The 23,086-nt window shown below is 72.8% G+C and carries 21 protein-coding genes; 9 read left to right on the top strand and 12 right to left on the bottom strand.

The features are described from left to right. The first annotated feature begins 21 nt into the window (after nucleotides 1–21). Nucleotides 22–639, top strand: coding sequence for a hypothetical protein (locus ACIBKY_RS17110; RefSeq protein WP_397097598.1), 618 nt, complete (start codon nucleotides 22–24; stop codon nucleotides 637–639). Nucleotides 640–829: 190 nt separating this feature from the next. Here ACIBKY_RS17110 and msrB read toward each other — a convergent pair whose 3' ends face one another. Then, nucleotides 830–1,231: a peptide-methionine (R)-S-oxide reductase MsrB gene (gene msrB, locus ACIBKY_RS17105; protein ID WP_397097597.1), complete on the bottom strand. Its 402-nt coding sequence runs from the start codon at nucleotides 1,229–1,231 to the stop codon at nucleotides 830–832. 532 nt (nucleotides 1,232–1,763) lie between these two features. Between msrB and ligD the strand changes: the two genes are divergently transcribed. From ligD to ACIBKY_RS17090, 3 genes are all read left to right on the top strand, one after another. After that, nucleotides 1,764–2,774: a non-homologous end-joining DNA ligase gene (gene ligD, locus ACIBKY_RS17100; protein ID WP_397097596.1), complete on the top strand. Its 1,011-nt coding sequence runs from the start codon at nucleotides 1,764–1,766 to the stop codon at nucleotides 2,772–2,774. Between the two features lie 224 nt (nucleotides 2,775–2,998). Further along, on the top strand, nucleotides 2,999–3,610 hold the full coding sequence (locus tag ACIBKY_RS17095; protein ID WP_397097595.1) for a glyoxalase: 612 nt from the start codon (nucleotides 2,999–3,001) through the stop codon (nucleotides 3,608–3,610). A gap of 93 nt (nucleotides 3,611–3,703) precedes the next feature. Next, on the top strand, nucleotides 3,704–4,033 hold the full coding sequence (locus ACIBKY_RS17090) for a hypothetical protein (RefSeq protein ID WP_397097594.1): 330 nt from the start codon (nucleotides 3,704–3,706) through the stop codon (nucleotides 4,031–4,033). Nucleotides 4,034–4,051: 18 nt separating this feature from the next. Here ACIBKY_RS17090 and ACIBKY_RS17085 read toward each other — a convergent pair whose 3' ends face one another. After that, nucleotides 4,052–6,217 carry an alpha-L-fucosidase gene (locus tag ACIBKY_RS17085; protein ID WP_397097593.1) on the bottom strand — a complete coding sequence of 722 codons (2,166 nt, stop codon included), beginning with the start codon at nucleotides 6,215–6,217 and terminating at the stop codon, nucleotides 4,052–4,054. Nucleotides 6,218–6,347: 130 nt separating this feature from the next. Between ACIBKY_RS17085 and ACIBKY_RS17080 the strand changes: the two genes are divergently transcribed. Then, entirely contained in the window at nucleotides 6,348–8,423 is a 2,076-nt protein-coding gene (locus ACIBKY_RS17080; protein WP_397097592.1) for an acyl-CoA dehydrogenase, read from the top strand. 10 nt (nucleotides 8,424–8,433) lie between these two features. Continuing rightward, nucleotides 8,434–10,284, top strand: a complete 1,851-nt coding sequence (locus tag ACIBKY_RS17075; RefSeq protein ID WP_397097591.1) for a polysaccharide lyase family 8 super-sandwich domain-containing protein — start codon at nucleotides 8,434–8,436, stop codon at nucleotides 10,282–10,284. Here the strand turns inward: ACIBKY_RS17075 and ACIBKY_RS17070 are convergent. The 3 genes from ACIBKY_RS17070 to ACIBKY_RS17060 are packed head-to-tail and all read right to left on the bottom strand — an operon-like array spanning nucleotide 10,262 to nucleotide 12,883. Beyond that, entirely contained in the window at nucleotides 10,262–10,924 is a 663-nt protein-coding gene (locus ACIBKY_RS17070; protein ID WP_397097590.1) for a class F sortase, read from the bottom strand. The two genes, ACIBKY_RS17075 and ACIBKY_RS17070, sit on opposite strands and share 23 nt — an antisense overlap. Then, a complete protein-coding gene (locus ACIBKY_RS17065; protein WP_397097589.1) occupies nucleotides 10,925–11,383 on the bottom strand; it encodes a hypothetical protein in 459 nt (152 codons plus the stop codon). A gap of 60 nt (nucleotides 11,384–11,443) precedes the next feature. Beyond that, nucleotides 11,444–12,883 (bottom strand): aldehyde dehydrogenase family protein, encoded by a 1,440-nt coding sequence (locus ACIBKY_RS17060; RefSeq protein ID WP_397097588.1) that lies wholly within the window; start codon nucleotides 12,881–12,883, stop codon nucleotides 11,444–11,446. Nucleotides 12,884–12,932: 49 nt separating this feature from the next. Here ACIBKY_RS17060 and ACIBKY_RS17055 point away from each other — a divergent pair, with 49 nt between their 5' ends. Beyond that, nucleotides 12,933–13,640 (top strand): polyphenol oxidase family protein, encoded by a 708-nt coding sequence (locus ACIBKY_RS17055; protein ID WP_397097587.1) that lies wholly within the window; start codon nucleotides 12,933–12,935, stop codon nucleotides 13,638–13,640. 9 nt (nucleotides 13,641–13,649) lie between these two features. Here ACIBKY_RS17055 and ACIBKY_RS17050 read toward each other — a convergent pair whose 3' ends face one another. From ACIBKY_RS17050 to ACIBKY_RS17040, 3 genes are read right to left on the bottom strand one after another with little or no spacing between them, the layout of a single operon-like run. After that, on the bottom strand, nucleotides 13,650–14,000 hold the full coding sequence (locus ACIBKY_RS17050) for a hypothetical protein (RefSeq protein ID WP_397097586.1): 351 nt from the start codon (nucleotides 13,998–14,000) through the stop codon (nucleotides 13,650–13,652). Nucleotides 14,001–14,026: 26 nt separating this feature from the next. Further along, the gene (locus tag ACIBKY_RS17045; RefSeq protein WP_397097585.1) at nucleotides 14,027–15,163 is read right to left on the bottom strand and encodes an ATP-dependent DNA ligase; all 1,137 of its coding nucleotides are present in this window, start codon (nucleotides 15,161–15,163) and stop codon (nucleotides 14,027–14,029) included. A gap of 4 nt (nucleotides 15,164–15,167) precedes the next feature. Continuing rightward, nucleotides 15,168–15,860, bottom strand: coding sequence for a pyrimidine reductase family protein (locus ACIBKY_RS17040; protein WP_397097584.1), 693 nt, complete (start codon nucleotides 15,858–15,860; stop codon nucleotides 15,168–15,170). Between the two features lie 545 nt (nucleotides 15,861–16,405). Here ACIBKY_RS17040 and ACIBKY_RS17035 point away from each other — a divergent pair. Beyond that, entirely contained in the window at nucleotides 16,406–16,810 is a 405-nt protein-coding gene (locus ACIBKY_RS17035; RefSeq protein WP_397097583.1) for a hypothetical protein, read from the top strand. On the opposite strand, the gene ACIBKY_RS17030 is transcribed toward ACIBKY_RS17035, so the two are convergent. Then, nucleotides 16,782–17,837, bottom strand: coding sequence for a LacI family DNA-binding transcriptional regulator (locus tag ACIBKY_RS17030; protein WP_397097582.1), 1,056 nt, complete (start codon nucleotides 17,835–17,837; stop codon nucleotides 16,782–16,784). The two genes, ACIBKY_RS17035 and ACIBKY_RS17030, sit on opposite strands and share 29 nt — an antisense overlap. 86 nt (nucleotides 17,838–17,923) lie before the next feature. Here ACIBKY_RS17030 and ACIBKY_RS17025 point away from each other — a divergent pair, with 86 nt between their 5' ends. Continuing rightward, complete coding sequence (locus ACIBKY_RS17025) at nucleotides 17,924–19,927, top strand: hypothetical protein (protein ID WP_397097581.1); 2,004 nt, start codon at nucleotides 17,924–17,926, stop codon at nucleotides 19,925–19,927. Here ACIBKY_RS17025 and ACIBKY_RS17020 read toward each other — a convergent pair. Genes ACIBKY_RS17020 through ACIBKY_RS17010 form a run of 3 tightly spaced genes read right to left on the bottom strand, consistent with a single transcriptional unit; the run spans nucleotide 19,924 to nucleotide 23,080 of the window. Continuing rightward, nucleotides 19,924–20,508 carry a hypothetical protein gene (locus tag ACIBKY_RS17020; RefSeq protein ID WP_397097580.1) on the bottom strand — a complete coding sequence of 195 codons (585 nt, stop codon included), beginning with the start codon at nucleotides 20,506–20,508 and terminating at the stop codon, nucleotides 19,924–19,926. The two genes, ACIBKY_RS17025 and ACIBKY_RS17020, sit on opposite strands and share 4 nt — an antisense overlap. Beyond that, complete coding sequence (locus tag ACIBKY_RS17015; protein WP_397097579.1) at nucleotides 20,505–22,337, bottom strand: heparinase II/III family protein; 1,833 nt, start codon at nucleotides 22,335–22,337, stop codon at nucleotides 20,505–20,507. The genes ACIBKY_RS17020 and ACIBKY_RS17015 overlap by 4 nt, the downstream gene beginning before the upstream one ends. Further along, nucleotides 22,325–23,080, bottom strand: coding sequence for an SDR family NAD(P)-dependent oxidoreductase (locus tag ACIBKY_RS17010; RefSeq protein WP_397097578.1), 756 nt, complete (start codon nucleotides 23,078–23,080; stop codon nucleotides 22,325–22,327). The genes ACIBKY_RS17015 and ACIBKY_RS17010 overlap by 13 nt, the downstream gene beginning before the upstream one ends. Nucleotides 23,081–23,086 lie beyond the last annotated feature (6 nt).

The raw sequence follows: 23,086 nt of genomic DNA, 5'->3' as shown, positions 1-23,086 counted from the left end.
GGCGCCGGTGGGGTGGCGCTGGTGCTCGGGATCGTGGCTGGGTGGTTCGCGCTGGAGCGCCCGGACGCGGGCGGAGGAGGGGCGCTGCCCTGGTCGGCTCCCGCCGCGGCCGGGTCGACGGGCAGGCCGTGGGCCGGCGCGGGAAAGCCGGCCGTGACGGACACACCGGCCGGGACGGACACACCGGCCGGGACGGACAGGCCGGTCGTGACGGACAGGCCGGTCGTGACGGACGCGCCGGTCGTGACCGGCGCGCCGGCGGAGACGGGCGCGGCGAGCCAGGCGACTGTGGTGGAGCCCTCCGCGATCAAGGCCGGGGGGCCGCACACCGACAAGAAGGCGGCCGAGCACTTCCGGACCCGCTGGGGATCCGGCGACCCGGCCGTCAAACACCTCAAGGACATCCGCACCGTCGGCGGATATCTGCGCATCTACACCGACCTGCCGGAAGAGGCGGACAACTCGAAGAAAGCCCTCACCCTGTGCGAACGCGGCCTCGACTACCTCCGCGAGCACGGCGTCACCGACCCCGTGGTCTTCGTCCAGGCGGAGTTCGGGGAGAACGGCAACCCGATCCTCGCCAACATCCTCGGCCCCGCCGACACGACCTGCCGTGTCACCCATCCCGACACCGACTGACCCGCTGAACCCGGGGGTGCTGCCCTGGAGCTCAGCGGATACGGACGCGGGTTTTGAGGCAGACCTCGCACCGCTGCGTGATGACGCGGCCGATCGCCTCAATCGTCACCCAGCGATGACGAAAATGGACAAGGCTCACATAGATTTCCCTACCCGCGCCGGGCGGTCGGTACGCGCTGTCGCCAGCTGATCACTCGGTGGGTTCGAGCCTGAGCGAGACGGAATTGATGCAGTACCGGTCGTCGGTGGGCGTGGCGTAGCCCTCGCCGTGGAAGACATGTCCCAGGTGGGAGTCGCAGCGCGCGCAGCGCACCTCGGTGCGGACCATGCCGTGGCTGTGGTCCTCGATCAGGGTGACGGCATCCGAGTTCGACGGCTCGAAGAAGCTCGGCCACCCGCAGTGCGATTCGAACTTGCCCTGCGACCGGAACAGCTCCGCCCCGCACGCGCGGCAGGAGTAGACGCCCTCGGTCTTGGTGTCGACGTACTCGCCGGTGAAGGGCCGCTCGGTGCCGGCCTCGCGCAGCACGTGGAACTCCTCGGGCGAGAGCTTCACCCGCCACTCGGCCTCGCTCTTGACCACCTTGTCCATGAGTCCAGCGTACGAGATCCGGCAAAAAGAGATCTCCGCAGGGGGAAGCATCCTTTCTGGGGCGAATCTGCGTCTTTATCAGTATGGGGGGCGTCATCGCCTCCTGTACTGGGGTGAGATCACCCGTCTGGTCGTCCGAGCGGCACAGCCCACGCCCGTGCTGGCGTCGCCGACGACCGTAAGGCCGGCCGGGCGACGCGCCAGCGCCCGGAACGGTGTCGAGTGATCTTCTGTCCGTCCGTCGAGCCCCCGGTCCCGCCACCGGCCGGGCTCCGGACGGCGCCCCTACTCTCTTCCTCTGATGCTTCTCCTTGTTGCGGCGAACTGTTGTCACGGCGACTTTCCGTTACGGCAAGCCGCCCCCACCGCCACCCGCCGACGCGGGCGGGCGCCGATCGGCGGGATCGCTTCTCACGTCGGACACATGCCTCGCCGTCACGGCCCTCCCTTGACCACCCGACCGGGAACCACCTTCCGGCGCCGGGTCCCTGGTGCGGGTTTCTTGACGGGGGTGGCGAGTATGGTCGTGGGCATGGCATCGCCGTACATAGAGCTTGAAGTCGGAGAGCGGATCGTCAAGGTCACCAACCCCGACAAGGTCTACTTTCCTGATGTCGGGATCACCAAGCGGGAGCTGGTGGAGTACTACATCAGCGTGGGCGAAGGCGCCCTGCGGGCCATGAAGGATCGCCCCACCAACCTCAAGCGCCATCCCGACGGCATCCAGACCGAGGCCATCTACCAGAAGCGCATGCCGCCCAAGCATCCCGACTGGCTGCAGACGGCCACGGTCACGTTTCCGAGCGGGCGCAAGGCCGACTCGCTGCGGGTGACGGAGGTCGCCGCCATCGCCTACTGCGCCAACCTCGGCACCATCGACTTCCACCCCTGGCAGGTGCGGGCCCAGGACGTCGAACATCCCGACGAGCTCCGCATCGACCTCGACCCGCAGCCCGGGCTGCCCTTCGACGCCGTGCGGAAGGCCGCGTTCCTCACCCGGGAGGTGCTCGGCGAGCTGGGCATGACCGGGTTCGCGAAGACGTCCGGCAACCGGGGCGTCCATGTCGCCGTTCGCATCCAGCCGAACTGGGACTTCGTCGAGGTGCGGCACGCCGGGATCGCCCTGGCCAGGGCCGTGGCCGACCGCGCGCCCGACCTGGTCACCACCGCCTGGTGGAAGGAGGAGCGGGGCGATCGGGTGTTCATCGACTTCAACCAGAACGCCCGCGACCGTACCGTCGTCAGCGCCTACTCCGTCCGCGCCCGGCCGGAGGCGCTCGTCTCCGCTCCCGTCACCTGGGACGAACTGGCCGACGCGGAACCCGCCGACTTCGACCTGCGTACGATGCCCGCCCGCTTCGCCGACAAGGGCGACGTCCACGCCGCCATCGACGACGAGGCCTACCCCCTCGACCGGCTCCTGGAGTGGTACGCCAAGGACGACCGCGGCGACATGCCCTACCCGCCCAACTACCCGAAGATGCCGGGCGAGCCGATGCGCGTCCAGCCCAGCAAGGCCAGAGCCAACAAGGACAAGGACTAACGCCGCGGCCACGACCACGTGCGGGGCGGCGTGACGGCCTTGTCCGCGGCGTTGAGCTTCGCCCCGGCCAGGCCCGGAAGGGCCAGTGACATCCGCGAATGCCCGGGTTCCCCCGGCGACCCGGGCTGGGCGGAGCGGGCTCTGGGTGCTCGGGACGAAGGGTCAGGCACATCGAGCAGGATTCGAGAAGCGGGGCCCATCCTGGCGCACCTAGCGTGGGCACCATGGCCAACCTGGAATTCGTCACCCTAGAGGTGCCCAGCCCCGCGGACGCCGAGCGCTTCTACGCCGCCGCCTTCGGCCTCGACGACCGGCTGCGCCTGCGCGCCTCGGACGCGCCCACGTCCGGCTTCCGCGGCTTCGCCATGTCGCTCGTCGTCGCCCAGCCCTCCACCGTCGACAGCCTCTACGGCACCGCCGTCGAGGCCGGCGCCAAGCCCCTGAAGCCGGTCGTGAAGTCCCTGTGGGGCTACGGCGGCGTCCTGCGGGCCCCGGACGGCACGATCTGGACGATCGCGAGTTCGTCGAAGAAGGACACCGGCCCGGATACACGGAAGATCGACGAGGTGGTGCTGCAACTGGGCGCGCAGGACGTGCAGGCGAGCAAGAGGTTCTACGTCGAGCACGGATTCGAGGTGACGAAGAGCTTCGGGAGCAGATACGTCGAGTTCTCGCCGCCGTCGAGTCCCCTCTCGCTGTCGCTCTACAAGCGCAAGGCCCTGGCCAAGGTCACCGGAGTGCCGCCCGAGGGCAGCGGGTCGCACCGGCTGGTCATCGGCAGTGACGCCGAGCCCTTCACCGATCCGGACGGCTTCGTGTGGGCGCCGTCGGCCTGAGCCGCGGCCGGCGGGCTGACGTTCCGTCCCGGGTGACCGGGGCACGGCGAACCCCGCCCCGCGTCACCGGGGCGTGATCGGAGGCTGCCAGGCTTGGCCGACGATCAGAGGCGGGAGGACGACAAGGTGCGGCAGCGGATGACGGTGACCATCCTGGCGGTCCTGGGGCTGGCGTTCCCGGGGCTGGCCGGCGCGGATACGTGGCATGCGATCGCGTGCGCCGTCAAGCCTCCAGCCGGCCGGCCGGCCGTGATCGTCGCGGACCGTGAGGAAGTCCTGAGGTTCTGGGCCGGGGCGAACTCCGGCGAGCCGGTCGCCTCCCACGGCATCATCGTCAAGCGGTTCCCCGGCGAGCCCGACGTGCCCGCTCCGATCGGCCTGGAACGTAAAGGGCCGCCGGGCTGCCCGGATGAGGATGACTGAACGGGCACGCCGAGGGGGCTAGGAGCGCCCGGGGGCGGTTCTGTAGAGGGCGAAGTGGGTCAGGTACGGCTGGGCGCGGTGGGCGGTGATACGCAGGCGGAACTCCTGGCCGGTTACCGGCTCGGCCAGGGTGAGGATGCGTTTGTAGCCGATCGTGCCCGCGGCGGCGATCTGGTGCCAGGTGCCGTCGGCCTGCCGTACCTCCACCACGGCCGACTCGACCTGCTGGCCGTGGCGGATGTCCTCCGCCAGGACGACCTTGTCGACCTCGTGGGCGGTGGGCAGCGTGATCTCCAGGGGGCCGGTGACCTTCCAGGAGGTGTCCTGGTCACCGTCCACGGCCGGGTGGCCGGTGGGCTTAGCGCCGGTGGCCAGGTTGAACGGGAACTCGCGGTCCAGCCTGGCGCGCCACTCGCGGAGCCTCGCCACGTCGGGGGCGGGTAGCCTGCCCTCCTGGTCCGGGGGGATGTTGAGCAGCAGGACGGCGTTGCGGCCCACGGACGTGAGGTAGATGTCCATGAGCTGGTCGACCGTCTTGGGCCGCTGGCCGGGGTGGTAGAACCAGCCTGGGCGGATGCTGACGTCGACCTCGGCGGGCCACCACTGGAGGTGGGTGGCGGTGGCGGCGGCCTCGGCGACGGCGGTGCGGCTGCCGGTGTCGGGGCTGCCGGGGAGGACGGCGTAGTCGATGAGGGCCTCGCCGGTCAGGCGTACGGGGATGGGGCTCCACTCGTTCTCGCGGGCCAGGCCGCCCTCGTTGCCGACCCAGCGCACGTCCGGACCGGCCACGGCGATCGTGGCGTGGGGTGCCAGGTCGCGGATGAGGGCGTACCAGCTGTCGAAGTCGTACTTCTCCGTCTTGCCGGGCGGGATGCGGCCCAGGGAGCCGTCGAACCAGACCTCGTCCACCTGCCCGTACTCGGTGAGCACCTCGTAGAGCTGGTTGAGCATGTACGCGCCGTAGTCGGTGGCCTCGTAGGTGCGCGTTCCGGCCGGAGGGCGGGTGTCGCCTTCGACCGGGGTGGGGATGAGGCGCGGGGAGCGGGGACTGCCGTTGGCGTAGACGCCGCGGGCGTAGGAGTTCTCGTCGGCCGGGGAGATGTACACGCCGACCTTCAGGCCGTGTTCGCGGGCGGAGTCGGTGAAGGCGCGCAGCACGTCGCCCCTGCCGTCGCGCCAGCTGCTCGCGGCGACGGTGTGGCCGGTGTAGCGGGAGGGGTAGAGGACGAAGCCGTCGTGGTGCTTGACGGTGAGGATGGCCAGCCCGAACCCGGCCGCCTTCAGCTCGCGGGCCCACTGGTCGGTGTCGAGGCCGGTCGGCTGGAACAGGTCCGGGTCCTCGTCGCCGTGGCCCCACTCCTGGCCGGTGAAGGTGTTGACGCCGAAGTGCAGGAAGGCGGTCTGTTCCAGGCGTTGCCAGTCGTATTGGCGCCGGCTGGGCCGGAGCATCGCGGCCTTGGCCACCAGCGAGGCCGGATCCTCCGCCGCGCTCACCGGCAGCCGCCAGCTCGGCTCCAGATCGCCCGTCGGGAGCGGCGGCCCGGGCTTGGGGTCGTTCGGCGCGGGGGCCGGCGCGCTCAGGAGGGCGGGGGCGTAGGCGCCGGTGAACGCGGTGGCGATGGCACGGCTGACCAGTGCCTTCATGCCGTGGCCGTGGGACGACGGGTGTGCGTCGTTGCCCAGGCCGATGGTGTCGGCGAGCTTCGGGGCCCTGCCCCCGGCCGAGGTGAGCGGGGGGAGCGGGGCGCCGTCCAGGTAGGCCCGCAGGGTCGCGCCGGTCGGGGTCGGCTCGTAGGCGAGGGCCACGGTGTGTTCCCTGCCCGGCTCGGGGGCTTCCACCGTGGCCCAGACGTCGGCGAAGCCGTACTCCATCTCGGTGGCCGTGCGGTGGCGGAACCAGATGCCGCCCCCAATGGACAGGATGGTGGCCGGCGCGTTCTGGGCCGGGTCCGGGGTGTAGGCGGCTTCCACGGCGATCGGGTGGTCCACGGTGGCCGCGCCGAGCGGCCGGGCCGGGTGGTAGGTCAGGCCTTCTTCGCCGCCCTTCAGGCGTACTCCGGCGCCGATCTCGTGTTCCTCACCGCCGGTGCGCCTGGTCAGCCGCCCGGCGGCGACCTCGCCGGTGGCCGGGGTGTAGCCGGTCCTGGTCGTGAACGATCCGCCGAACCCGACGTCCAGCACCATGCTTGCCCCTTGCTTCCTGAGAGGTCGGATGACCGCCGAGATCGTATGCGTGTTTCTGCATGGTTGGCCAGAGTCGCCGGCAGATTCATCCAACCTTGAACGTGACCGAACAAGGTTCTAGAGTCGGCCCATGAGCATCGGACTGACCGAGGAACACCGGGCGCTGGCCGAGTCCGTACGCGGGGCGGCCGCACGCGGGATCGACCGGGCGGCGCTGGCGCGGCAGGGCCTGTTCGGCGTCCACGTGCCGGAGTCGCACGGCGGCCAGGGCTTCGGGCTTCCGGAGCTCTGCGTCGTGCTGGAGGAACTGGGCCGGGCCCGCGCCGGCGGCGCCTTCCTGCCCACCGTCCTGGCCGCCGCCGCCCTCGCCGACGGCAACCCCCTGCTCGACGGCCTCGCCGACGGCACCCTCACCGCCGCGGTCGCCCTCTCCGGTACGGCCACCGCCCTCGGCCCCGCCGACGCCGACCTCTTCCTCGTGCCCGTGGACGGCGGCTGGGCACTGCTCGACGCGTCGTCCGTCACCGCCGAACCCCTGGAGGGCGTGGACCTCGACCGCCCGCTCTGCGCGGTGACCGTGACCGGGGTGCCCGAGGGGCGGGAGCTGGGGCCGGTGCCGGTCAGGGAACTGGCGGCCGTGCTGATCGGGGCCGAGGCGTGCGGCCTTGCCGCCTGGGCCGTGGACACCGCCGCCTCCTACGCCAAGGTCCGCGAGCAGTTCGGGCGGCCGATCGGGCAGTTCCAGGGCGTCAAGCACCGGGTCGCCGCCGCGCTGGTCGCCCTGGAGCAGGCCCGCGCCGCCGTCTGGGACGCCGCCCGCGCCCTCGACACGGCGGGGCGTACAGCGGCGGGCCGTACAGAAGCGACGGACCGTACAGAGGTGGCGGACCGTGCAGAAGTGGCGGGATGCGCAGGAGCGGATGAGGTGGGGCTCGCGGTGGCGGTGGCGGCGGTGCTCGCGCCCGACGCGGCCGTGCGCTGCACCGCGGACGCGATCCAGGTGCTGGGCGGCATCGGCTACACCTTCGAGCACGACGCGCACCGCTACTACCGCCGCGCCCTGTCCGGCCGCATGCTGGCCGGCGACCCGGGCGAGTGGAGCGAGCGCGTGGCCCGCCTGGCCGCGGCGGGCGCGCGGCGCGCCATGGAGCCCGACCTGCCCGAGGAGGCGGAGGCACTGCGGGAGCGGATCCGGGCGCAGGCGCGGGAACTGGCCGGAGAAGAGCCCCTCGCCCGGCTCGGCCGTTTCGCGCGGGAGGGCTGGATCATGCCCCATCTGCCCAAGCCGTGGGGCCGGGCGGCCACCCCGCTGGAGCAGGTCGTCATCCACCAGGAGTTCCGCGAGCTGAAGCGGCCCAACCTGGGCATCGCGGCCTGGGCGGTGCCCTCCATCGTCGCCTACGGCACCCGCGAGCAGCAGGAACGTTTCCTGCCCAGAACGTTCACCGGCGAGATCGTGTGGTGTCAGCTGTTCAGCGAGCCCGGCGCCGGATCCGACCTGGCGGGCCTGTCGACCAAGGCCACCCGGGTGGAGGGCGGCTGGTCGCTGAGCGGGCAGAAGATCTGGACGTCGCTGGCCCAGTACGCGCACTGGGGCATCTGCCTGGCCAGGACCTCCCCGGACAAGCACCGGGGCATCACGTACTTCCTGGTCGACATGGCCACGCCGGGCGTCACCGTCCGGCCGCTCAAGGAGATCAACGGCGAGGAGATCTTCAACGAGGTCTTCCTCGACGACGTCTTCGTCCCCGACGACCTGGTGGTCGGCGAAGTGGACAACGGCTGGAAGGTGGCCCGCGACACCCTCTCGCACGAGCGCGTCGCCCTCGGCGACTCCTGGGGACCCGGCTCGCGGCACACCGACATGATGCGGCTGGTCACCGTCCGCGACGGCCTGCGCCCGTCGCAGTGGGAACAGGCCGGCCGGTTGTGGGCGGAGGGCCAGGCGATCTCCGCCCTCGGCCTGCGGGTCACGCTGTCCCAGTTGTCGGGCGGCGGCACCGGCACCGCGGCGAGCGTACGCAAGCTGCTCGGCATGCGACACGCGCAGGCGATCTCGGAGTTCTGCTGGTCGGTGGACCCGTCCAGCCGCTACTGGAACCGCATGATCCTCGCCACCCGCGCCTTCACCATCGGCGGCGGAACCACGGAGGTGCAGCTCAACATCATCGCCGAGCGCGCGCTCGGGCTGCCCCGCGACCCTTAGAGTGATCGTCGTGAGTGAGGCCGCCGACACGATCCGGGCGCGGCTGCTGGCCGCGCTGCGCCGCGAGGCCGGGCCCCCGCCCGCCGCACCGGGCCCCGACGGCCTCTGGGCCGACATCGACTACGCCGACCTGGACGTGACCGTCTGGGCGCCGTTCGAGCACCTGGTCAGGCTCAGGGCGCTGGCCCCGGCCGAGCCCGGAGCGGCCGGGCGCGCCCTGGACGCCTGGCTGCGGATGGACCTGCGCTGCCCCAACTGGTGGTATGACCAGCTCGGCGCCCCGCGCGTCCTCGGCGACGCCGCGCTGCTGCTCGGGACCGCGCACGACCCGCGCCTCACCCGGATACTCGGGCGGGCCGCCGTGACCGGGATGACCGGCCAGAACCTGCTCTGGGCGGCCGAGGTCGTCATCCGCCGCTGCCTGCTCGGCGGCGACGACGAGGGGCTCGCCGAGGCGTTCGGCCAGGCCGCGACGCTGCTGGTCCCGGGCGAGGGCGAGGGGATCCAGCCCGACCACAGCTTCCACCAGCACGGCCCGCAGCTCTACTCGGGCGGCTACGGCCACAGCTTCGCCGTGGACATGGCGGCCCTCGCCACGCTGGCCGCGGGCACCCCGATGGCGTTGCCGGAGGAGGCGATGGAGGTCCTGGCCGCCTACCTTCTCGACGGGCAGCGCTGGATGATCCACGCCGGCCGCTACGACATCGCCTGCATGGGCAGGGAGAGCACCCGCGAGGGCAACGCCGCCCGCGGCCCCGCCCTGGAGGTGGCCGCCAGGTCCCTGGCCGCCGGCGGCGGGCCCCGCGCGGAAGAACTGCTCCACTTCGGCCAGGGCCCCGGCACCGGCGCCCGCTACTTCTGGCGCTCCGACTACCTGGCCGTCTACCGTCCGAGCTGGTCGGCGGCGGTCAAGACCTCCTCGACCCGCACGGTCCTGTCCGAGGCGGGCAACGGCGAGGGCCTGAGCGGGCGGCACCTGTGCGACGGCGTGACCCACCTGTGGCGCACCGGCGAGGAGTACCACGCGCTCTGGCCGGTGCAGGACTGGCGCCACCTGCCGGGCACCACCGTCGCCTACCGCGGCGGGCCGCTGCCCGCCGCCGACTTCGGCCAGGACACCGGCGGCTCCGACTTCGCCGGCGGCCTCACCGACGGCCCCTACGCGATGGCCGCCATGCACCTCGACCGCGACGGCGTCCGGGCCCGCAAGTCGTGGTTCTTCTTCCTGGACGAGTACGTGGCGCTCGGCGCCGGCATCACCTGCGCCGACCCGGACGTCCCCGTCCACACCACCATCGACCAGACCACGCTGACCGGCGAGGTACGCCTGGCCGACGGCACCCTCCACCACAACGGCGTCACCTACTTCTTCCCGCACCCGGCCCCGCTCACGGTCCGCTCCGGCGCGCGTTCGGGCAGCTGGGCCGCGGTCAACCGCTCGCAGTCGGCGCGCGAGCTGTCGGCGGACGTCCTGGAGATCTGGCTCGACCACGGCCGCGCCCCCTCCGACGCCACCTACGCCTACATCGCCGTCCCCGGCCCGCCCGCCGACACGCTGACCGCCCCGCGCCCGCTGACCGTGCTCGCCAACACCCCCGACATCCAGGCCGTACGGCACAGCACCCTCGACCTCACCCAGATCGTCTTCCACCGCCCCGGCACCCTCGCGCTGCCCGGCGGCTCCATCACCACGGACCGCCCGATCCTGGTGCAGGTACGCGGTCCGTCAGCCCTGTCCGCCGCCTGCCCCTTCGGCACCGGCGGCCAGGCCAACCTCACCCTCGACCACCACGGCACCACCCGCGAGCTCGCCCTGTCCCTGCCGCCCGGCCCGACCCTCACCCTCCAGGCGGCCGGCTAGACCGGGGGTGGTACGGGGCGGCCAGGTGGGCGTAGACGATCGTGTTCTCCTCGTAGCTGCCCGCCCGCGCGTCGAAGGCGCCGCCGCAGGTGACCAGGCGCAGGCCGGGGTAGGCCAGCTTGCCGTACACCTTACGGGTGGGGAAGCGGGTCTTGGGGGTGTGCTCGACCTTGTCCACCAGGAACACCGCCACCGACCGGTCGGCGCGCAGCACCTGCACCTGGTCGCCCTTCCTGACGTTGCGCAGGTACGCGAAGACGGCCGGTCCCGTCCTGGTGTCGAGGTGGCCGGTGATGACGGCGGCGCCGCGCTGGCCGGGGACCGGCCCGTAGCGGTACCAGCCGGCCAGGTTCGGGGGGTTGAGCGGCGGGTTCTCGATGGCGCCCTTGGCGTCCAGGCCGAGCTCCATCAGCGGGGCGGACACGCCGATGGAGGGGATGTAGACGGCGGTGGGGCGGGCGGGCTCCATCGGGGCGGCGACCCGGCCGCCCCGGGGGATCTTGATGTCGCGTGGCGGGGCGGGTGTGGCGGCGGCCGGGGCCGGGGGCGGGGTGAACAGGCCGTTGAGGCCGAGGGCGATCAGCGCGATCCCGGCCAGGGAGACGGCGCCCGCCCCGGCCAGGATGAGCCTCTGGGCCAACTACGCGCCGCCCTTGCGCCGCCGTACCGCGAAACCGGTGAGTCCCGCGCCCGTCAGGAGCGCGGCGCCGCCGACGGCGAACGGCCAGACGGCTCCCTCTCGCGCCAGCCCGCCGGCGCCCGTCTCGGGATGGCCGTCGGGGACCCTGCGCTCGTCCTCGTCCACGGGCTTCCACGGGTGTTTCGGCTCGTCCTCCTGCGGGGGCGGGCCCTCGGACCAGGAGTCCTGCGGCTTCGGGTCGACCGGGTTCGGGGCGGACGACCACGGGTCCTCCGGCTCGCCCCCGCCCGAAGGCTCGTCGCAGGGGATCAGCGGGATCGGCAGGCAGGTGGAGACCACGGTGGCGGCTTCCGATCCGGTCTGCGCCGAGGCCGTGCCGATGCCGGCGGCGAGGCTCACCCCGCCGATCACGAACGCCACCAGGGCTCCGGCGGCTGCGAGTCGTCGCGCTAATGCCATGGGCCGAGCCTCGCGAACTATTGGACCTGGAGTCAAGTAGTGTGACCGAAGTGAAACGCGTCACTCCCAGGTCTGGATGATGGCCGCCTTCTCCCTGGTGTACTCCAGGACGGCGTCGTGGCCGTAGCCCGAGTCCTTCACCCCGCCGAACGGCAGGCCGGGCGGCATCTGGCGGAAGGTGTTCACCCAGACGGTGCCGCTCTGCAGGTCGCGGACGAACCGGTGGGCGCGGGCCAGGTCGCGGGTCCAGACGCCGGCGGCCAGGCCGTACGCGGAGTCGTTGGCGATGGCGAGGGCCTCGTCATCGGTGTCGAACGGCATGGCCACCGCCACCGGCCCGAAGATCTCCTCCTGGCAGACGCGCAGCGCGTTGTCCGCGGCGGTGTAGAGCGTGGGGGAGACCCAGTAGCCGCCGGGCAGTCCGGGGACCACCTCGGCGCCGGTCAGCCCGCCGAAGACCAGTTCCGCGCCCTCCTTCTCGGCGATCTCCAGGTAGGAGGCCACGCGCTCGTACTGGCCCGCCGAGACGATCGGGCCCATCGTGGTGGCCAGGTCGAGCGGGTCGCCGAGGATGATGCCCCTGGCGGTCGCGGTGATGCGGGCGAGCATCTCCTCCCAGATCGAGCGGTGGATGAGGATACGCGAGCCGGCGACGCAGACCTGTCCGGCGTTGCCCGTGTAGATCGAGTTGACCGTCACGCCCTCGGCCGCCCTGTCGAGGTCGGCGTCAGGGAAGACGATGTTCGGGGACTTGCCGCCGAGCTCGAACGTCATCGGCTTGATGCCGGCCACCCTGGTGATCGCCAGGCCGGTCTCCGTGGAACCGGTGAGGCTGATCTTGTTGACGCCGGGGTGGCGGACCAGCGCGTCGCCGACGTCCTCGCCCATGCCGCTGACGATGTTGAGCACGCCGGGAGGGAAGACGCCGGCCAGCAGTTCGCCCAGCCGCAGCACTGAGACGCTCGCCTGCTCGGCCGGTTTCACGATCACCGTGTTGCCGGCGGCCAGGGCGAAGGCGGCCTTGGCGGAGAACGTCGAGATCGGGCTGTTCCAGGGGATGACGCAGACCGCCACGCCGTACGGCTCGCGCCGCGTCATGCCCAGCGCGTCGGGGCCGAGGATGACCGTGTCGCCCTTGACCGCCTCCAGGCACTGACCGGCGGCGATCTGCCACAGGTAGGCCATGCCGGGCAGGTCTCTCTTCAGGGTGTCGCGCAGGATGCGGCCGTTGTCCGTGGTCTCCAGGGATGCGAGTTCCTCGGTGTGCCGGGTGAAGATCTCGGCCACCTGCCGCAGGAAGTGCGCGCGGCCCAGAGCGGGCAGGGCGGACCAGCGGGGCAGCGCCTTCCTGGCGGCGGCGACGGCGGCTTCCGCGTCGGCCTTGCCACCTGCGGGGATGCGGGCCCACACCTCTCCGGTGGCCGGATTGACCGAGTCGAGGGTCCTGCCGTCGGCCGCGGGGACGAGCTTTCCGCCGATGAGGTTGCGGTAGTCAATCACGGAACCAAGCATATGCTTGGTTGGGATCAGTGGCCATAGGATGGCCGCCATGCAGCTGGCTCCCGGCGTCCGTGCCGCCGTCACCGACCGCCACGGCGGTGTGAGTGCCCCGCCGTACACCTCGCGCAACCTCGGTGGGCTGGTCGGCGACGACCCGGAGGCCGTGCGGGCCAACCGGGCGGGCCTCGCGGCCGAGCTGGGCGTGCGCGGGATCGTCTTCATGAAGCAGGTGCACGGCGCGGACGTCGTCCACGTCGATGAGCCCTTCGGGGACGATCCGCCGCCGGTGGACGCGGTGTTCACCGGTGAGCCCGGCCTGGCGCTGGCCGCGCTCGGGGCCGACTGCCCGTCCGTGCTGGTGGCCGATCCGGTGGCGCGGATGGTCGGGGCGGCCCACTCCGGACGTCCCGGCACCGAGGCCGGGATCGCCGGCTCGCTGGTGCGGGCCATGGTCGGCAAGGGCGCGCAGGCCGCGCGGATGGTGGCGCTGATCGGGCCCGGGGCGTGCGGGCGCTGCTACGAGGTGCCCGAGGACCTGCGCGCGCGGGTGGCCGGGAGGGTGTCGCGGACCCACTCCACGACCTCCTGGGGCACGCCCGCCCTTGACCTGCGAGCGGGCATCGAGGCGCAGTTGCTGGCGGCGGGCGTGGGCGAGGTGCGCCACGACGCGCGCTGCACGATCGAGACCGGCGACCTCTACTCCCACCGGCGCGAGCAGGTGGCCGGGCGGTTCGCCGGGCTCGTCTGGCTGGAGTGAGCCCCGGAATCAGCTCTTGCGCTCGCCCATTCCGCTGGCGAACGCCCAGTTGACCATGGCCAGGCCGCCCCAGATCCAGATCAGGCCCCCGGTGCTGGCGTCCAGGGCCAGCAGGACGATCGTGGCGGCGGTGCCCATGACCAGGGAGACGATCGCCAGGGCCAGTCGCATGCCGTCGGACCTGCTGCTCTGGCGCGCCACCTGCTTGGCGCTGGGCAGCCTGGCCACGCGCTCGTCGACCCTGCGATCGATCTCGGCGCTCATCTTGTCGATGAAGGACTCGACCACCGCGTCCTCGTACTCGGGTCCGAGGTCGCGGCGGGCCGAGACTGCCGCGCGTACGTCATCGCCGGTGCTCATATGTCGAGATATAACGGCTTTGGGGGTCAGCGGGCAAGGATGTCGTCGAGGTTATAGGCAACAGGTCTTTCAAGCTGCTCGTAATTGCAGGATTCGGGTGTCCGATCGGGTCGCCAGCGCCGGAACTGGGCTGTGTGGCGGAACCGGTCGCCCTCCATCGCGTCGTAGGCCACCTCCATCACCAGCTCCGGCCGCAGCGGGATGAACGACAGGTCCTTCTTGGCGTTCCACCGCGAGACCGCGCCGGGCATGCGCTGGCCGCCGCGCGCGGGCGTCGCGGCCGGGCCGCCCTCCTGCGCCTGCAGGATCGCCTGGTCGGCCCACGCGCCCCACGGGTGCTCGCCGAGCTGGGCGAGGTACGGCTTGAGCTCCTCCACCAGCTCCGCCCGGCGCGCCATGGGGAACGAGGCGGCCACGCCCACGTGGTGCAGCTTGCCGTCGGGGCCGTAGAGGCCGAGCAGGATCGAGCCGACGATCGGGCCCGTCTTGTGCTCGCGGTATCCGGCCACGACGACGTCGGCGGTGCGTTCGTGCTTGACCTTGAACATGGTGCGCTTGTCGGGGATGTACGGCTGGTCGCCGGGTTTGACGATGATGCCGTCGAGTCCGGCGCCCTCGAACATCTCGAACCACTCGCCGGCCTGCTCGTCGTTCCTGGTGACCGGGGTGAGGCGGATGGCGCCTGTCTGCCCCTTTTCAGGAAATATCCCCTCAAGGCGGGCGCGGCGGTCGGCGAACGGCGTCTCCATCAGCGACTCCTCGCCCAGCGCCAGCAGATCGAAGGCGATGAACGAGGCCGGAGTCGTCTCCGACAACATCTTCACCCGCGAGGCCGCCGGATGGATGCGCTGCTGGAGCTGCTCGAAGTTGAGGTGCGTGTCATGGATCAGCACGATCTCGCCGTCGACCACACACTTGCCGGGCAGCTCGCGTTTCACCGCCTCGACCAGCTCGGGGAAGTACCGGGTGAACGGCCGCTCGTTGCGGCTGCCCAGGAACACCTCGTCGCCGTCGCGGAAGATGATGCAGCGGAAGCCGTCCCACTTCGGCTCGTAGAAAAGGCCGCCGTCCTGCTTCGGCATCGCCTTGACCGCCTTGGCCAGCATCGGCGCCACCGGCGGCAGCACCGGCAGGTCGAGCTGGATCTCGGTGGGCTCCTCCATCGGCTCACTCCCTCACGTAGCGGTTGAACAGCACGCCGTCTTCCTCGAGCACCTGGGCCAGCGTCAGGCCGACGTTCGCGCTCTCGCCGTTGAGTATGCGCGCCGCGGTGCCGCCGACCAGCAGCGGGCTCACCGACAGGCACAGCTCGTCGATCAGGTCGGCCGCCGCGAGCTGCGCGTTGAGCCGCGGCCCGCCCTCGCACAGGATCCGGTCCAGGCCACGCTCACGCAGCGCCCGTACGGCCAGCGCCATGTCGACCCGGTCCGCGCCCGCCAGGATCACCTCGGCCTGCCTGCCCGCCGCCGCCCGCCGGTCGGCGGGGGCCGCCTCGCAGGTGATGACGATCGTGGGCGACTCGGCCTCGGTGAACAGCGGGCTGCCAAGGTCGAGGTCGAGCCGGCGGGTGATCACGGCGATCGGCGGGGGGACCTGCCTGCCGGGGCGGCGTTTGGCGGGGCCGTACCCCTCGGTGCGGACGGTCGCGGCCCCCGCCAGGATCACGTCGGCCAGCCCGCGCAGGACCCCGAACACCCGGCGGTCGCCCTTGCTCGACAGCCCCCCGGACAGGCCCTTGAGCCAGGCGGCGCCGTCGGCGCTGGCCACCATGTTGACCCGCAGCCACGGCCGGCCCTCAGGGTAGGCGTAGGCCTGGGCCAGGTCGGGGTCGTCATGGGTGTCCGGGTGAATGCGACGCACCCCTCTACCTTGGCACACACCCCCGACAACCAGCCCCACATCCCACCCCCGGTGGCCCGGAGCGCCCGGGGCGGGGAAGGACCCGGCGAACGACCGGAGCGCCCGGTATCCGGAAGCGGCGGGGCTTCCAGGGGCCGGGAGGAGTGGTGCGCCCCGAAGGAACAACCCGGCATGGGCCTTGTGGGGAGGCGGACCTGGATCGAGGTGCGTGCGAGCGGTGGGGAGACGGCCTGTCCGGGAGGGCGGTCCTCCTGGCGGGCAGGGAGACGGCGTTACCCGGATGTGTCCGGCGTGCGGGGAAGAGCCGGTACGCCAGGAGGTGGTGCGGCGGGATGCGCGGGCAAGGGAAGGGAGGCGTGCCGGGGTGCGGGCGGGGCGGGCCAAGGACGGCGGGTGGGGAATGTGGTGGTTTGGGGGGTGGAATGGCGCAGGACGGGTCGGGTGGGTGGTTGGAGGAGGATATAGCGCTTTCGTGGATCTGAAAGACGTACGTGATGTCTTGTGCTTAACGTGGCGATAGGGCGTGGGGACTACAAGGAGGCCCGGTGGGTCTGGTCACTGTCGTGACATGGCTGTTCACTGCGATCGTCGGCATCTACCTGCTCTACCTCTGGCTCTCGGGCGGCGGCCTGCGACAACAGGCGACGAAGGTCACCCGCTTCCCGGTGGCGCTGATCTTCTCCCATCCGGCTCTCGCGATCTGCGCGCTGGCCTGCTGGGTCGCGTTCCTGCTCACCGGGAACCGGGTGCTGGCCTGGGCGGCGTTCGGGGTGCTCGCGGGCGCGGCGCTGCTGGGGTTCACGCTGTTCACGCGCTGGCTCGGCGCGGGCCGGCACGCCAAGGGCGCGGAACGGCGGCTGCCCGTGCTGGCGGTGCTGCTGCACGGGGTGGCGGGGGTGACGACGTTCGTGCTGGTGCTGCTCACCGCGGCGGTGGCACGGGGCCAGTAGAGCCCCTGACCACGAGCTCGGGCCGCATCAGCAGCGATCGGCCGGTGGCCGGCTCGTCGGACTCGACGCACTCGCGCAGGTGGGTGAACGCGGCGGCGGCCATGTCGGCCATGGGCTGGCGGACGGTGGTGAGCGGCGGCGCGGCCAGGTCGGCGAGGACGATGTCGTCGAACCCGACGACGGAGACGTCCTGGCCGACGCGCAGCCCCGCGTCGCGCACGCCCGCGCTGACGCCCAGCGCGCACATGTCGTTGATGGCGACGATCGCGGTGGGCGGGTCGTCCTCGCGCATGAGGTCGGCGGCGGCGCGCCGGCCGAGCCCGGCCACGTCGAGGTCGCCGTAGGGCTCGTCGGCGGCGCCCGACCACACGATGGCCTCGTCGGGGGAGAGCCCGGCGCTCTCCAGGGCGTCGCGGAAGCCGCGGAAGCGCTCGCGCCGGTTGACGCTGCGCAGCGCGCCGGAGACGAACGCGATCCTGCGGTGGCCGAGCTCCAGCAGGTGGCGGGTGGCGAGCTGGGCGCCGATGACGTTGTCGACGCTGATGTTGACCATGCGGGACGGGTCGCCGGCCTGGGCGGTGCGGTCGAAGGCCACCAGGTTGAGCCCCTGCTCGACGAGGGGCAGCACGTGGTCGAGCGAGGGCAGTGAGGAGCAGAGCACGACGCCGCGGATGCCGTCGGCCCACAGCTCGTCGATGTAGGCGCGCTCGCGCTCGGGGTCACGGGCGCTGTTGCAGAGCAGCACGTGGTACCCGGCGGCCAGAGCCGCTCCTTCCAGGTGGAGCGCGAACGCGCCCCAGAACGGGTTCGCCACCGACGGGACGACCAGCCCGACCACCTGGACGCGGCCGGTACGCAACTGCCGCGCGGCGCGGTTGGGCCGGTAGCCGAGGTGCCTGATGGCCTCCTCGACCCTGGCCCTGGTCTCCGGCAGCATCCGGCCGGGGCGGCCGTTGAGGAAGTTGGACACGGTGCTGGGGGAGACGCCCGCGGCCTTCGCTACCTGGTGGATCGTTGCACCGCTCATGGCGGTCATTGTAGCGCCCTGCTGGAGGGTCCTGCTGCCCATGGTCTAGGGTGAACCCTCAGTAAAACGTTGCACAAGGAGGTCGTGTGTTTCCCGTTGACGGCCTGAGGGACCTGCTCACCACGACGCACGCCGCGCAGTGGCGCCGGTTGCACGAGCAGTGCGACTGGTACCGCCGCCAGCGGCCGCCCGCCGAGCATCCGCGAGCCAGCATCACCTACTTCGGCCCCGCCGCCGCCAACCTGGCCCTGGCCTACCGGCTGACCGGCAACCGCGCGTACCTGGAGGAGGCCTGGCGCTGGATCTCGACCGCGATCTCCTATCCCCACTGGGGCAAGGCACACCTGCCCGACCACGATCTGGACGCCGGCTGGCTGCTCCACGGACTGTCGATGGCCTGCGGCTGGCTCGGCGACGACCTCGGCCCCGGCCGCCTGGAGGCGCTGCGCGCCAAGCTGCGCCTGCAGGGACGGCGCCTGTACGACCACGCGGTCGCGAGCGAGGGCGGCTGGTGGTCCTCCAGCTACTGGCAGAACCACAACTGGATCTGCCACGCGGGCCTGGCCGCCGCCGGGTACCTGCTGGACGAGCCCGCCTGGACCGCCCGTGCCCGGCGCAACCTGGAGACCGTCCTGGAGTCGCTGCCCGAGGACGGCTCCGACAGCGAGGGCGTCGTCTACTGGCGGTACGGCGTGCCGTGGCTGGCCGTACACGCCGATCTGGTCGAGCGCCTGGAGGGCGTGAGCCTGTGGGACCGTGGCGGCTTCCTGCGCAACACCTTCGGCTGGCGGCTGCACCAATGCGCGCCCGGCTTCGAGGAGAACGCCGACCACGGCGACTGCCACGACCGCCGCAGCGGCCACAGCCCGGCCCTGTATCACAAGCTCGCCTCCGCCTACCGCGACGGCCGCGCGCGCTGGCTGGCCGACCTGGTGTCGGAGCGTTTCCTGTGGCGCGAGGCGTACGAGTCGGGCGTCAAGCCGGGCGTGCTGGCCGAGGCCTATCTCGAACTCCTCTGGTACGACCCGTCGGTCGCCCCGGAGCCGCCGCGTGAGACGAGCGCCTACTTCCCCGACCTCGGCCAGCTCACCACGCGGACGAGCTGGGCCGGCGACGCCGCGTACCTCAGCTTCAAGTCCGCTCCCGGCGGCGGGCACCGCGCGTGGCGGGAGTCGCGGCGGCTGCGCGACGAGCGCGGCTGGGACACGCTGAGCGCGGGACATCACCACCCGGACGCGGGCTCGTTCGTGCTGGCCGCGCACGGGGCCTTCCTCGCCGTCGACGACGGCTACTGCAACGCCAAGCGGGCGGCCCACCACAACCTCGTGCTGGTCGACGGCTCGGGCTGGGCGGGGGAGGGCCGCTACCACGTCTACAAGGACCTGCCCGACGACCGCGTGCCCGGCATGCGCGACGTGCTGGCCCGCGACGGCTTCGCCCACGCCACCTCCTCCACGGCGGTGATGTTCCCCGAGGAGCTCGGCGTGCTGCGCTGCGACCGCACGCTCGTGGTCACCCCGCGCGGCCGTACCGTGCTGCTCGACACGCTGGCCGCCGCCGAGCCGCGCGCCTGGACCATGCTCCTGCACACCGACTGGCCCGCCGATCCCGGCGCCTCCGATCTGGCGCTGGTCTCGGGACCCGCCCTCGCCTGGGTACGCCGCCTGTCGCCCGAGCCCGTCGAGATCACCCGGGACGTCACCGAGATCGAGGCCAGCCCCACCTCCTCCACGCCGAGCCTGCGCATCGTGAAGACGCTGCACACCGTCCGCACCACGACCGCGCGGGTGCGGGAGGCGCGCCTCCTGCACACGATCGAGCCGTCCGCCGCCCTGAACCCCGCCCCGCCGACGTCCGCGCGCCTCCCCCTCGACAGCGGGTACGGCACGGCGCTGTCGTTCGACGGCGAGTTGGTCCTTCTGTCGCCCGCGGAGCGGAAGATCACGGCGGCCGGGATCGAGGCCGAGGCGGCGGCGGTCATCGTCTCCGGCGGCAGGGCGGCGCTGGTGGAGGCGGTCGGGGTCCGGCGCGACGGCGAGCCGGTGCACGAGTCGCCGCGCCCGTGGACCGGCGTGATCGACTGGCCCTAACCGCGCCCGGCGCCGAGATGCAGGGCGAGCAGGAGGGGGACGGTGGGCCCGTACAGCAGTGGTCCGAACGGCAGCACGATCGTGAGGATGCCCGCCGCCACCGCCGCCCCCAGGATCGCGAGGCTGGGCCCCGGCGCCCCGAACCCGCGCAGCGCCGTCAGCGCCCACGCACGGGCCCCCGCGCCGGGCGCGCGGGCGGCGGCCACGGCCAGGTGCACGTGGTAGACGAGTGCGACGGCGAGCACGCCGAGCTGCCCCCACAGCAGCGGCCCGGCCAGCTCGCCGGGCCGCCGCAGCAGGAACAGCACGTTCGCGCCGAGCAGCGCCATGGCGGCGGTGGAGGCGAGCGCGTGCGGGAGCAGGGGGCGCAGGTAGCCGGGGAAGGCGCGCAGCACGCCGGTGAACACCCGGTGCTCGCCCTCCTCCCGCCAGGCCCGCAGCGCCGCCGCGGCGGCGGCCAGCGCCGGCAGCCACGTCACGACCCCCAGCGCGAGCAGGCAGAACCCGGCCCCGGCGAACGCCGGCACGGTCGCGTACCCGAGCCAGCGCACCATCGCCTGATCCCAGCGCCGCCCGCTCATGGCACCCGATGCTCCTCGACGGCCCCGCCCGCTCTTGGCAGCGGGTGCTTCTCGACGGTCCCGCCCGCCAGCGTCACGCTGAGAACGCCGTCCGCCACCGCCACGCCGAGCACCGCGGGCTCGGCACCCGCCGCCTGGTACACCGAGCAGAACGTGACCGGACCCCGCGCCGCCCAGTCCAGGCAGGTACGGGCCCGCTGCGGGTCGTCGGCCAGGCCCGGCGCGGGAAAGGCCGACAGCACGGCCGGGGCGTCGGCCACGTGCCGGCCGCGCAGTTCCTCCTCGCCCCGCCACACGGTCGTGACCACGCCGCCGCCTTCGACCGCCTCCGCCGGCACCCCGGGCCGCAACCGCAGCACCACCGGCTCGTCCGCCTTCGGCGCGAGCGCGCACAGGTCGGCCAGGTAGCCGGAGCCGGTCACTACCGTCCGGGTGAGGCGCACGCCCGGATAGGCGTCGTCGCAGCTCGCCGTGACCCGCCCGGGTTCGTCGGCGTCCAGGGTGCCGGTGGTCTCGGCGGGTACCGCGCCGGGCAGGCCGGGGGCGGGGTGGGCGTCGGGCCCGGCGAAGTGGGCGCGCCACCGGTCCTCGGCGTAGGGGACCTGGCCGGGGTCGGGCTGCCAGGGGGTGTGCTCGCCGTACAGGTAGAGGGCGAGTTTGTCGTGGTGGCCGTGGCTGCCGCCGTGCGGGCCGTAGTCGAGCACGGCGTGCACGCCACCCGCCCGCAGCACCGCGAGGCCCGCGTCGGGGAAACGCGTTCGCGGCGGTACGGCGGCGCGCGGCGGCCCGGCGAACCACCCGGAAAGGTAAGACTCCAGCCGGTCATGGACGGGCCCGGCATCGGCCACGGCGCGGGCGGTGACGGCCGCCAGATGGTCCGGCGCGGCGAAACCGGCGGCCAGGACCCCAAGTTCCGCGTGCTCGGCGGCGGTGGCGGGACGGTCGTAGGGGCCGTCGTGCAGCGCGGGAAGCACCCCGCCGGGTGAGGCCGTCCCGGCCAGTGCCGCGATCATGCCCAGCAGCCTGGCGGCGACCGCGTCCGGCAGGTCCCCGGGGCGGGTGCCGCGCAACTGCAGCAGGTAGGCGCGCAGGACGAAGCCGTGGTAGTAGGTCGAGGCCTCCCACTCCCAGCCGTCCGGCGCGACGGCGGCCAGGGCGTGCGCGTGCAGGCCGTGCGGGCCCCGCAGCCAGTCCGCGCCCGCCGCACCTTCGCGCCCGCCCTTACCCCCGTCCTTCGTCCCGCCGCGGATGAGGGCCGCGGCGCGGGCGGTGACGGCGCCGGCGGCGTTGAGCCAGGCGGTGTAGTTGGAGGTGAAGCGGTCCTGGGCGACGAGCGTGGCGCGGGCCTCGCGGGCCGCCCGCTCCAGCGAGTCCAGCAGCGGCAGGAGCGGGTCCAGGCCGGGGACGTCGTGTTCGGCCAGCGTCCATGCGGCGTGGCCGAGCGAGACCGCCCAGATCGCCTCGCTGAGCGCCTGGTGGAACATGCGGCCGCGGAGCATCCACGGCTGCGCCTGTTCGTGGCGGCCGCCGGAGGTGAGTTCCGCGTACCGCTCGCCGTACTCGATCAGCGGGGGGAGGGCCTGCGCGGGGGAGACGGTGGCGAGCAGGCGGATACGGCGCCCGCACGCCTGGTGGGCCAGGGCGGCCCACGCGCCGCGGACGGCGCGGGTGTCCACGCGGCAGCCGTACGGGCAGCGCGTCCCCTCCGGCGGGAACGCGCCCGACAGCAGGCCGTCGTGGGCGAGTTCGACGCCGTGTACGCCGCAGACGTAGGCGTGCCACCAGCCGCCGCGCTCGCGCGGCAGGCGCGGCGCGCTCAGCGGGGCCACACGCCACCGTCGATGTCGAGCGTGGTGCCGGTGACGAAGCCGTTGCCCGGCGCGGCCAGGTAGACGGCGGCGGCGGCCACGTCGGCGGGGTCGCCCTCGCGGCCGGCCGGGATGCCGCCGACGATGGCCGAGCGCGCCTCGGCGGAGGTGAACGTGTCGTGGAAGGCGGTCCGGCCGATGAATCCGGGGGCGAGGGCGTTCACGGTGATGCCCTGGGGCGCGAGCTCCTTGGCCAGGGCCTTGGTGAAGCCGATGACCCCGGCCTTGGCCGCCGCGTAGGCCGCCGAGCCCGGGCCGCCGCCGTTGTGGGCGGCCAGCGAGGACATCGTGATGATGCGGCCCTTCGCGCCCATGTGCGGTACGGCGGCGCGGCAGGTGCGGAAGGTGGCGCCCAGGTTCACGTCGAGCGTGGCGGCGAACTGCTCGTCGGACATGTCGGCCACGGTAGACCGTCCTACCAGATGCCCGGCATTGCACACCAGGACATCCAGGCCGCCCAGGAACGCCACCGCCTCGCCGACCAGGCGGCCGGCCTCCTCCGTGGAGGTCAGGTCGGCCTGGACGGCCAGCGCCTTGCGGCCGCACGCCTCCACACGCGCCACGGTGTCCGCCGCGCCCGCCGAGCGCCCGTAGTGCACCACCACGTCCGCCCCGGCCTCGGCCAGCGCCACCGCGATGGCCGCGCCGATACCGTGTGCCGCCCCGGTGACGAGGGCTCGGGTGCCAAGCAGGTCAGAACTCATCAGAAC

This window comes from Nonomuraea sp. NPDC050394, from assembly GCF_044459065.1.
In the GTDB taxonomy this organism is placed as follows: Bacteria; Actinomycetota; Actinomycetes; order Streptosporangiales; family Streptosporangiaceae; genus Nonomuraea.
Note: the sequence above shows the minus strand (reverse complement) of the source record. Positions and strands in the feature narration are given on the sequence as shown.